Source organism: Capilliphycus salinus ALCB114379 (assembly GCF_047276495.1).
Taxonomy (GTDB): domain Bacteria; phylum Cyanobacteriota; class Cyanobacteriia; order Cyanobacteriales; family Microcoleaceae; genus Capilliphycus; species Capilliphycus salinus.
The window spans coordinates 3068273-3081132 of sequence record NZ_CP178543.1 but is presented as its reverse complement, the minus strand read 5'-3'; the positions used below and the strand labels follow the sequence as shown (position 1 = coordinate 3081132).

The following is a 12860-nucleotide window of genomic DNA, read 5'->3' as shown; positions in this document are numbered from 1 at the left end:
AATTTTTCAGCAAATTTAACAAGAATAAGGAGCTAAAAATGATGGGAACCGTTTACATTATTCAAGAGGATGCTTTTGTTGGCAAAACCGACGAACGTTTAATTGTAAAAGTCGGTAAGGAAAAAATGATTGATGTTCCTTTGCTGAAGGTGGAAGGAATCGTTATTTTGGGTCGCGCTACGGTTTCTCCGGCGCTGGTTATCGAACTTTTGGATCGAAAAATACCCCTGAGTTTTTTGAAGAAAACGGGGAAGTATTTGGGACGTTTGGAACCGGAATCTACCAAGAATATTTTTGTGCGAAAATCTCAGTGGGCTGCGTCGGGAGAATCAACGCACGCCGTTCATGTTGTTCGGGGTTTTGTTCGGGGAAAATTGAAGAATTACCGTAATCTTTTAATGCGGCGTAGTCGGAAAAATACCGAGTTAAATTTACAGAATAGTATTGACAAGTTGGAACGGGCAATCGCCCCCATAGATTCGACAGATTCTATTAATTCTTTGCGGGGGTTAGAAGGGGCGGGAAGTGCGGCTTATTTTGGCTGCTTTAACGAATTAATCAATAGTAATTCTGGCTTTAGTTTCCAATTCCGCAATCGCCGTCCGCCAACCGATCCGGTTAATTCTCTATTGAGTTTGGGTTATTCTTTACTTCGCCATGATGTGCAGAGTGCGGTTAATATTGTGGGATTTGACCCTTATCTTGGCTATCTCCATGTCGAACGCTACGGTCGCCCGTCCCTGGCTTTGGATTTAATGGAGGAATTTCGCCCAATTGTTGTTGATGCGGTGGTGTTTAATGCGATTAATAATAAGTTGCTTGGTTTGAACGATTTTGTAACCGAACCCTTGAGTAATGCCGTGTCTCTAACTTATGAGGGTCTTAAAACTTTTTTGCGGTTATACGAGCAGAAGAAACAGTCAAAGTTCAAGCATCCCGTTCTGAAAAAACAATGTACTTATCAAGAGTCTTTTGAAATTCAAGCGCGATTGTTGGCTAAATATTTGATGGAAGAAACCGATAAGTATCCGCCTTTGATTTTGAAATAAGTTTTGATGTTGCTGATTAATGATTTGGGTTGAGGAAAGTTTTGTGTTTGTTGTGATTACTTACGATATCTCGGAAGATAAACGCCGCACCAAAATTCATAATATTCTGAAGTCTTACGGCCAGTGGGTTCAGTATAGTGTGTTTCAGTGCGATCTTACCAAAACTCAGTACGCTAAGTTGCGCCATCGTCTTAATAAACAAATTGATGCGGAGACGGACAGCATTCTCTTTTATTTCCTCTGCGAGTGCTGTCATGGTAAGATTGAACGCATTGGCGGTGAAGCTCCTCGGGATTGTTCGATTTTCTTTGTTTAGTGCGCCCGAGGGTGGGTGTGAAAATGGGGCGAGTTGAAAAAACGGCTACAAGTGCTATCTGCTAACGATTTGAACGGCGCTCGTAATTCTAAAGGCGGGCGCACCCCATCTGGTAAGGGTTTCAGCGTTTTTGACAAGATCGAACAGGCAGTTTATAATGATATTGTGCCTACCTGGGCGCAAACGAACCTCGAAAACCTAATATGTCAATGGTTTCAGCCAACTGCCCTTCCAATTATCAATAATCCCTATGAGGGATTGAAACAGGTAAATTACAGCAACAAGTTGAAGAACTTAACCTTCCAATTATCAATAATCCCTATGAGGGATTGAAACTAGCCGGACTCGGTTAAACTCAGGGAACAAAAGCACTTCCAATTATCAATAATCCCTATGAGGGATTGAAACAAAAGTTCCGACTGCTCTCGGAAATGGAATGTAGATGTGAACTTCCAATTATCAATAATCCCTATGAGGGATTGAAACAGGGTTGGAAGCTGCACGACAAATTCTATTTAACTTCCAATTATCAATAATCCCTATGAGGGATTGAAACTAGTAAACTGCGAAGGTTATAACGTTCGCAAAAATACTTCCAATTATCAATAATCCCTATGAGGGATTGAAACAGGATTTTGTGGGCACCGCTCAAAGTCGCTCCAACTTCCAATTATCAATAATCCCTATGAGGGATTGAAACTCTTCTACAACTGAGAAGAAAACATCACGCAGATAATCGGGCTTCCAATTATCAATAATCCCTATGAGGGATTGAAACTCAGAACATGGTGACTTGCGTTATAAGTCAACACTTCCAATTATCAATAATCCCTATGAGGGATTGAAACTAGTCCCATCAATTTCTGCCAGCCAGTTTGCATTTTATGTTGAAACTTCCAATTATCAATAATCCCTATGAGGGATTGAAACATGATGGGGTAAAACTTCATTGGGACTGCGTTCTTCTTCCAATTATCAATAATCCCTATGAGGGATTGAAACTGAGTAACTATCAATTTTTCTTTTAAATAAAAATCTTCCAATTATCAATAATCCCTATGAGGGATTGAAACATTGGCTGCCTTTAAATCGATTGAAATATCTATCAGCTTCCAATTATCAATAATCCCTATGAGGGATTGAAACATGGTCTACCGCTTTACCAATTATTGGCATTCAACTTCCAATTATCAATAATCCCTATGAGGGATTGAAACAAAAAGATGGGGTGAGGGGGGACGACAGTAAATCTTCCAATTATCAATAATCCCTATGAGGGATTGAAACAAAGCCCAGAGAGAGAAGAGAGGCGAGTTGATTGCTTCCAATTATCAATAATCCCTATGAGGGATTGAAACAAGATCAAAATAATATCCGCTCATTACGACAAAGCTTCCAATTATCAATAATCCCTATGAGGGATTGAAACCCAACTGCGGCGAGAAAAGGTCAATCAGTTGAACTTCCAATTATCAATAATCCCTATGAGGGATTGAAACAGACTATCAGAGAATACATTCACCGACTACCTGGGCTTCCAATTATCAATAATCCCTATGAGGGATTGAAACAAGCTTACAAGACTTGCCAATTTGTACCCAGTTCTAAAGTCTTCCAATTATCAATAATCCCTATGAGGGATTGAAACGCCGGTGCCAATATGCAGGCTAACCTCGATTGGGAAAAATCTTCCAATTATCAATAATCCCTATGAGGGATTGAAACTCAAAACTTTCTTCCATGAAAGCCTCAAAAGCTTCTTCCAATTATCAATAATCCCTATGAGGGATTGAAACACTACTTGGAATTGATTCCAGTGGAAGGGAAAAGCTTCCAATTATCAATAATCCCTATGAGGGATTGAAACCAGTAGGACCGTCTCAACCCTGGGATACGGAGAGTACATCACTTCCAATTATCAATAATCCCTATGAGGGATTGAAACAAAGTCGCTTTCAGTAAAGAGAATCTGCCAATCGTTCGGCTTCCAATTATCAATAATCCCTATGAGGGATTGAAACAGCCATAATAATCCCTCTTAACCTGCCAACCCCACGCTTCCAATTATCAATAATCCCTATGAGGGATTGAAACTAAAAATTCGTATTCAAAAAACGAAAACCAAAGCTTCCAATTATCAATAATCCCTATGAGGGATTGAAACGAATTTGCGAACGCCACCGCAGCGCTCAAACAGATTGCAGCTTCCAATTATCAATAATCCCTATGAGGGATTGAAACATCCCTAAAGAAAACAAGATCGTTTTTAAAATTTCTTCCAATTATCAATAATCCCTATGAGGGATTGAAACCAAGATATTCTTGCAGCGCAGACAGTGATTCATGTCTTCCAATTATCAATAATCCCTATGAGGGATTGAAACTTGCAGCGTTCCATGTTTCCTGTGCATTTCGATAAGCATTCATTGCTTCCAATTATCAATAATCCCTATGAGGGATTGAAACCAGATTGCTCCGGCTGTAGAAGGATAAATTTTATACTTCCAATTATCAATAATCCCTATGAGGGATTGAAACACAGCATAACCTACCCGAACCCGTACACGTCCTACTTCCAATTATCAATAATCCCTATGAGGGATTGAAACTTGTAGAGGGAGAGTGGATCACCGGAACGATCATCCTTCCAATTATCAATAATCCCTATGAGGGATTGAAACTGTAACTTTCAAGCCAAAGCTGACCCCAGCTTAACTTCCAATTATCAATAATCCCTATGAGGGATTGAAACTGGATTTTTCGGACTGGGGAAGAGTAAACCGTCTTCCAATTATCAATAATCCCTATGAGGGATTGAAACCTCTAAGCCAGTCTAGGTCACTATTTGAGAGTCCTTCCAATTATCAATAATCCCTATGAGGGATTGAAACGTTGCATTGTATATACTCTATTTGAAGCGACCAATCTAACTTCCAATTATCAATAATCCCTATGAGGGATTGAAACAGCATCAATCAATCCGGTGTCAACCGCAATTACCTTCCAATTATCAATAATCCCTATGAGGGATTGAAACGTAAAGAAACCCTTAGATACTTGAAAGATATTCACCTTCCAATTATCAATAATCCCTATGAGGGATTGAAACGTTCATTGTTTAATGCCTTGATTTTTGGTGAAGCTTCCAATTATCAATAATCCCTATGAGGGATTGAAACATGTTTTGCGATCGCACTAATCGGATCAATCTGGGCGCTTCCAATTATCAATAATCCCTATGAGGGATTGAAACAAATCAATTCCAAATGTAATTCGAGGGCTAGGCGCCTTCCAATTATCAATAATCCCTATGAGGGATTGAAACTTCTTGGCTTCCCTTACAGGCGACTTTTTCTTATTCTCTCCTTCCAATTATCAATAATCCCTATGAGGGATTGAAACTAATCATGGCAAGCGAACAGCAAGAAAAAGCCTTTGGCTTCCAATTATCAATAATCCCTATGAGGGATTGAAACATTCATGGCGGGGATACATGGACTCCCCAAGGTACTTCCAATTATCAATAATCCCTATGAGGGATTGAAACGATTTTTCGAGTAGCAATTCGGTTGAAGTTTTTGCTGCTTCCAATTATCAATAATCCCTATGAGGGATTGAAACTTTTAAATAAAACAGCAATCAACACGGGCAAAGGGCTTCCAATTATCAATAATCCCTATGAGGGATTGAAACCTAAAAGAGATTCAGTTGAATCTTCATCATTTAAATCAACTTCCAATTATCAATAATCCCTATGAGGGATTGAAACAAATTGATTCAAGCCAAGCATCAAGGTGGTTGACTTCCAATTATCAATAATCCCTATGAGGGATTGAAACAAAATGTGTCGCTGTATTTGCCTTTTGCTAATAGAGACTTCCAATTATCAATAATCCCTATGAGGGATTGAAACTCACGAGCGGACTTTGAACGGCTCACTACGGGCCTTCCAATTATCAATAATCCCTATGAGGGATTGAAACTTGATTGTGGTTGATCTCCCACAACCAAATGCGGACCTTCCAATTATCAATAATCCCTATGAGGGATTGAAACTGGTCAGCCCTGAACTGTGCAGATCATCCTTCTTCCAATTATCAATAATCCCTATGAGGGATTGAAACAAAATTGGAGAGTTGGCTAAAAGATCGCCTAGTCTTTGACAAACTTCCAATTATCAATAATCCCTATGAGGGATTGAAACTACAGGGTTGCAACAGGTTAAACAAACAACCATACTTCCAATTATCAATAATCCCTATGAGGGATTGAAACGCCAGTAGTTTCGTTAAAAGTTCGCTTTATCTGCTTCCAATTATCAATAATCCCTATGAGGGATTGAAACGTAATATTCTATCCCGACCCCGAGGACAAACAGTTTATGCTTCCAATTATCAATAATCCCTATGAGGGATTGAAACGGGGCGGGAGTTTGAGAATGTGCGATCGCTACTCCTTCCAATTATCAATAATCCCTATGAGGGATTGAAACTAACCTTTTCCAATTCTTTGAGAAGACAAAATACTTCCAATTATCAATAATCCCTATGAGGGATTGAAACCCAATTGAATTACTGCTAGATCAAACAGAAGAGAAAATCTTCTTCCAATTATCAATAATCCCTATGAGGGATTGAAACATTTCTGTTGATGTTGATTTAGCCATTGCTTTTGCTTCCAATTATCAATAATCCCTATGAGGGATTGAAACCCTCCTGCCAAAAACTGTCCGCCATTCGCCGCATCGTCTTCCAATTATCAATAATCCCTATGAGGGATTGAAACATCTGCAATCATATTTAGGCTAAAGGCAAAGGCGCTTCCAATTATCAATAATCCCTATGAGGGATTGAAACCAATACTTTTGTCAACCCGCCCTTCCTTCTTAAAAACTTCCAATTATCAATAATCCCTATGAGGGATTGAAACACAGCAAGTTCAATTTTTGGGCAAATCCGAGAAACTTCCAATTATCAATAATCCCTATGAGGGATTGAAACTCTTCTTGATCTGTCATATCTTCGGCGGGTTCGCTTCCAATTATCAATAATCCCTATGAGGGATTGAAACAAAAGCTTAGGACGATCAGCTAACTTTTCATTCAACTTCCAATTATCAATAATCCCTATGAGGGATTGAAACAGACGACGTTGCCACAGTACCGTAAACAGTTACTCCTCTTCCAATTATCAATAATCCCTATGAGGGATTGAAACGCCCTTGGAAATCTGCGGCGGTTGAGAGCCAAGGACTTCCAATTATCAATAATCCCTATGAGGGATTGAAACTCGACACGACCGACTGGCAACAGCAGATGCTCGCTTCCAATTATCAATAATCCCTATGAGGGATTGAAACGGGCGAACCGGGGATGGGGATTTAATCACGGATCAACTTCCAATTATCAATAATCCCTATGAGGGATTGAAACGAGCCGAGAATGCCGTAGACTCCAGAGTGGTTAACTTCCAATTATCAATAATCCCTATGAGGGATTGAAACATCGGAATTCCGATGGAGATTATGTCACAGTGGTCTTCCAATTATCAATAATCCCTATGAGGGATTGAAACACAAGCTGCATGGCTTTAAGTACATCTGGATGAACTTCCAATTATCAATAATCCCTATGAGGGATTGAAACGTGGTTTTTTCTTAGCCATTACAAAATACCTTTTCTAATCTTCCAATTATCAATAATCCCTATGAGGGATTGAAACGATCCGTACCAACGAGCGCCTACTTTCGGAAATCAACTTCCAATTATCAATAATCCCTATGAGGGATTGAAACTTGATCGGCGATTACTCCGAAGAAGACATCGAGGCTTCCAATTATCAATAATCCCTATGAGGGATTGAAACACGAATGCCAATAATATAGATAGAATTTCCATCACCTTCCAATTATCAATAATCCCTATGAGGGATTGAAACTGGCAAGTCAAAACTTAGCGAGTTAACCGATGATCTTCCAATTATCAATAATCCCTATGAGGGATTGAAACGGAACCTCATCTTAGACAATTTAATCTGTGGTTTTTCTTCCAATTATCAATAATCCCTATGAGGGATTGAAACATTGGAAATCGGAGGGGCGGTGTTAGCTGCTTGCTTCCAATTATCAATAATCCCTATGAGGGATTGAAACGACCCAATGCCCAAACCTCATTGAAATACTCGAAACTTCCAATTATCAATAATCCCTATGAGGGATTGAAACAATGCAATAAGCCCAGAAGACGCTGAGATTCTAACCCTTCCAATTATCAATAATCCCTATGAGGGATTGAAACTGAGGAGTTAAAATGTAGGTGTGACAATGACGCTTTTCTTCCAATTATCAATAATCCCTATGAGGGATTGAAACTTGTAAGCTTGGGATAACGCCTTGTTCTATTGCACTTCCAATTATCAATAATCCCTATGAGGGATTGAAACCAGATCGCCCCGGCCGTGGAAGCATAAGCTTTAACTTCCAATTATCAATAATCCCTATGAGGGATTGAAACCGACGGATTATAAGCCCCCAACTTTAACTAAAAGCTTCCAATTATCAATAATCCCTATGAGGGATTGAAACTTCGAACTATACTGTAAATAGCTCCGATCCAAAGCTTCCAATTATCAATAATCCCTATGAGGGATTGAAACCCGACATTGAAATCCCCATCTGTTTGGCTAGAGCCTTCCAACTTCCAATTATCAATAATCCCTATGAGGGATTGAAACATAGTCTTCTTCATTAATCCAAGACTCATCACCTCTTCCAATTATCAATAATCCCTATGAGGGATTGAAACGCTGCAACCCTACAGGCAATGAAGGATGTAACTTCCAATTATCAATAATCCCTATGAGGGATTGAAACGCTACTTTGACATGGGTTACTAGGAGGATCAGGTCTTCCAATTATCAATAATCCCTATGAGGGATTGAAACCTACACCAACCATCATACCAGGGAAGAATGCCGTCTTCCAATTATCAATAATCCCTATGAGGGATTGAAACGAAACCCAGGACGGAGGAATGTGGTATTGTGGCATCTTCCAATTATCAATAATCCCTATGAGGGATTGAAACGGGGCGACCATAGCGATCGCAAAGCATCTCATCAAAGCTTCCAATTATCAATAATCCCTATGAGGGATTGAAACATAGATAGCCTATTTATTGACTGTTTAGCTGCTGCTTCCAATTATCAATAATCCCTATGAGGGATTGAAACTTCTCAAGGCGGAAAATCAACAACCGTTCGCTCTTCCAATTATCAATAATCCCTATGAGGGATTGAAACCAGCTTCTCAAGAACATCTTCAATAGTTCCTTCTTCCAATTATCAATAATCCCTATGAGGGATTGAAACACTTATAACGCTATCAAAACTTAGATAAAATAGCTTCCAATTATCAATAATCCCTATGAGGGATTGAAACGGACAATTTGAACAAAAGGTGTAGATTCACTGACTTCCAATTATCAATAATCCCTATGAGGGATTGAAACTAATGACAGGTTCCGTGCAAAACAAGCCCCCCTCTTCCAATTATCAATAATCCCTATGAGGGATTGAAACTTCAAAGTTGATAACAATATCATTAGGATTACGGTCTACTTCCAATTATCAATAATCCCTATGAGGGATTGAAACCTGCTATCCGAGGACACGGACTCTGAAGGATACCTTCCAATTATCAATAATCCCTATGAGGGATTGAAACCCAGTAATTAACGTGATCTTCTTGGGCGACCGCCTTCCAATTATCAATAATCCCTATGAGGGATTGAAACACCGATGGAACTCTGCAAAGTTCCATCACTTCGGCTTCCAATTATCAATAATCCCTATGAGGGATTGAAACAGAATGAGTAACTTTCAACAGTTAAATGAGCCTTCTTCCAATTATCAATAATCCCTATGAGGGATTGAAACAAGCAGGTTGTTTGATCAACTCAAAGCATATCCTTCCAATTATCAATAATCCCTATGAGGGATTGAAACGGACTGGGAAATAGTAACCCGTATTTGGGTGGGGTATATCTTCCAATTATCAATAATCCCTATGAGGGATTGAAACTTCAATGTACAGTGTTCACGCCTTCGTGAACTGACTTCCAATTATCAATAATCCCTATGAGGGATTGAAACAGAATATTAATCTCTGAATCTACCCGTTGCCTCTCCTTCCAATTATCAATAATCCCTATGAGGGATTGAAACGCTACCTGCCTGAGTTGACCAGATGAGAGAAACCCTTCCAATTATCAATAATCCCTATGAGGGATTGAAACCGCATTTGCTTGAATTCAAACATTTGAATTTTTTCTTCCAATTATCAATAATCCCTATGAGGGATTGAAACAAGAAAAGTTCATCCTCGAACTCGAATCCCTCTTCGACTTCCAATTATCAATAATCCCTATGAGGGATTGAAACCGGCAGGCTTTTAGTTCACATGGCGATCGCCTAAAACTTCCAATTATCAATAATCCCTATGAGGGATTGAAACTTGCAAACAGTATAAGGAGGTCAAAAAGTAATGACTTCCAATTATCAATAATCCCTATGAGGGATTGAAACTTAAAACTCCTGAATCAACATCAGGAGCATAAACCTTCCAATTATCAATAATCCCTATGAGGGATTGAAACTCCGAGATCATGGATGAATGCGATCGCGTTATCACTTCCAATTATCAATAATCCCTATGAGGGATTGAAACGAAGCTTTCATCCTGATATTCGTTAACAACAATACTTCCAATTATCAATAATCCCTATGAGGGATTGAAACAAAACCTTGAACCTCAACCATCGGCAGACCCGGCTTCCAATTATCAATAATCCCTATGAGGGATTGAAACCGGTCAAAGAAACAGGAGTCGATCTCCCAAGAAACCTTCCAATTATCAATAATCCCTATGAGGGATTGAAACTCACGATGTTGATGAAGATTCGATTCTTTCCCTTCCAATTATCAATAATCCCTATGAGGGATTGAAACGCAATGGCACAGCCATCAAAATCAGGAGAAACATCATCCTTCCAATTATCAATAATCCCTATGAGGGATTGAAACTCCTGATATCCATTGATATAACCCAATCTTAAGACTTCCAATTATCAATAATCCCTATGAGGGATTGAAACCAGATTATGAACTTTTATGACCTCTGTCCCGTTCTTCCAATTATCAATAATCCCTATGAGGGATTGAAACAAGTAACGCACACAAATATCGAAAAGCGTCCGGGTCTTCCAATTATCAATAATCCCTATGAGGGATTGAAACTAGCCTATTGGTGGTTGCCTGGTCTTTTGGTAAGACTTCCAATTATCAATAATCCCTATGAGGGATTGAAACCGAACAGGCCGAGTTAAGAGAAGTTAGTCAACTGTTTGCTTCCAATTATCAATAATCCCTATGAGGGATTGAAACAAAAGTCTAGTCGCGTATGCCAGACGAACAGGCCGATGCAACTTCCAATTATCAATAATCCCTATGAGGGATTGAAACAAACTCCGAGTTAGCGATCGCCCAACAGTTTCTAACTTCCAATTATCAATAATCCCTATGAGGGATTGAAACGATAGCCGCTCGTAGTAGCTTTTGAGATTTGAAAAGGCTTCCAATTATCAATAATCCCTATGAGGGATTGAAACGATTAACTACCCGGTCAACCGGGCAAGAAGGGATGTCAACTTCCAATTATCAATAATCCCTATGAGGGATTGAAACCGGTTGTCGATTCTTGGCTTTCAGAACCCGATATAGCTTCCAATTATCAATAATCCCTATGAGGGATTGAAACAAAGAATTCGATGATTCTATTGACGCTCTGAATTACTTCCAATTATCAATAATCCCTATGAGGGATTGAAACAGGTTGACTTGGAGACAGCACAATCGGTGAAACGATATGTGCGCTTCCAATTATCAATAATCCCTATGAGGGATTGAAACTCAGGGGTAAATCAAGGTTGGCTCCCCCCTTTTTTTGCTTCCAATTATCAATAATCCCTATGAGGGATTGAAACTTGTTTAATCTATTGTAACCTATATTTGATTACTTCCAATTATCAATAATCCCTATGAGGGATTGAAACTTGAATTCACCCAATTCTACACACTCTGGGATTTGATGAATACTTCCAATTATCAATAATCCCTATGAGGGATTGAAACAAAATTCCCCAAACAACTAATCTTAAAAAATACCGCCTTCCAATTATCAATAATCCCTATGAGGGATTGAAACAGAAGCAGCAGAAAGAGAGGGATGGCTACTATTAACTTCCAATTATCAATAATCCCTATGAGGGATTGAAACCACTGAATTTTTGTTGCCATTAGTTTTCCTCTTCTTCCAATTATCAATAATCCCTATGAGGGATTGAAACCGGCTTAGAATTGGTGTCAATCTGGCGCTTCTTTAACTTCCAATTATCAATAATCCCTATGAGGGATTGAAACGATCTCCGACAAGTACGATAAAAAATTCACAAAGCTTTCCACCTTCCAATTGGCAATAATCCCTATGAGGGATTGAAATTCCGCTAACATTTTCAATTGATTATCATCTAAACTTTCAATTACCAATAATCCCTATGACGATTTTTTGTCTGAAAGACAACGCTCAACTGTTAACTTAGGGTAGGGGAGAAGTCACCTGTACTCTTGGTGCTTGTAAAAAACTAACCGATGGGTTGGTGTGTTGTTGAGGCTTGTCCAAGTCGAGTTATTTTGTAGTTTTAAATTAACCGTTTCAACATTTTTTATGATTGAGGCTGTATTCATCTTTAGAACTCACTTCAAATAACAAACCCAGGTGATGCAAGTCTCTTTTGAACTGTTGGAGACAACAACAAAGAAACTTGCATTTTTTGAGCCGAGATTATGAATTTAATTCGGCGTAGTTTTGTTGAATTCTGCTTGTAAATCAAAGGGGGGACCATAATCCCAAATATAAATTTCCAGAGATTCGTTAAAGAGAGTCACTTGTAAATTAATGGGAGTGGTACAGGGTAGATTTTTATGAGCGTGATTAACAGCATTGGTAAATCCTTCGGCTAAAGCGATTTGACACTGGCACCAAATGGGTTTGGGAATGGGTTGATTTTCTAACTGTTGATACCAGGCTAAAACCTCTTCTAAAACAGCGAGATCGCTATTAACTTGTAGTTTAATTGTTTTCAAAGCCTTGGGGGAACGTTCCGATTTTTCGGAGGCGGATAATAAGCTATTTTTCAATTGCTTAATCGGTTCAGTTAAGCGTTCCCCAATCGGAACACCATTGTTTTTATCGGATGATGTTTCCGAGGATGAGTCATAATTTTTGACCAGTTTTAAACAGTTTTGACGGTCATCGGGAGTGCGAGTGTAACTCAACTCATCGGCGATGGGAAAGAGAATTTTTAGACCCCAACCCTGTTCGGGAAGTTCATCAATATTATTCAACCAATTGAGATTATCCATCATCAGGTGTTTAGGAGT

At 39.1% G+C, this 12860-nt stretch carries 3 protein-coding genes and 1 CRISPR repeat array; of the genes, 2 read left to right on the top strand and 1 reads right to left on the bottom strand.

Annotation, left to right across the window (positions count from 1 at the left end):
* The first annotated feature begins 41 nt into the window (after positions 1–41).
* Complete coding sequence (gene cas1d, locus ACL6C3_RS12720; RefSeq protein ID WP_413168315.1) at positions 42–1049, top strand: type I-D CRISPR-associated endonuclease Cas1d; 1008 nt, start codon at positions 42–44, stop codon at positions 1047–1049.
* 43 nt (positions 1050–1092) lie between these two features.
* Positions 1093–1365, top strand: a complete 273-nt coding sequence (cas2, locus tag ACL6C3_RS12715) for a CRISPR-associated endonuclease Cas2 (protein ID WP_413167529.1) — start codon at positions 1093–1095, stop codon at positions 1363–1365.
* A 228-nt stretch (positions 1366–1593) separates the two neighbouring features.
* Positions 1594–11919: direct repeats of the CRISPR family, unit length 37 nt; unit sequence CTTCCAATTATCAATAATCCCTATGAGGGATTGAAAC.
* 350 nt (positions 11920–12269) lie between these two features.
* On the opposite strand, the gene ACL6C3_RS12710 is transcribed toward cas2, so the two are convergent.
* Complete coding sequence (locus tag ACL6C3_RS12710; protein ID WP_413167528.1) at positions 12270–12845, bottom strand: ATP-binding protein; 576 nt, start codon at positions 12843–12845, stop codon at positions 12270–12272.
* Positions 12846–12860: the final 15 nt, after the last annotated feature.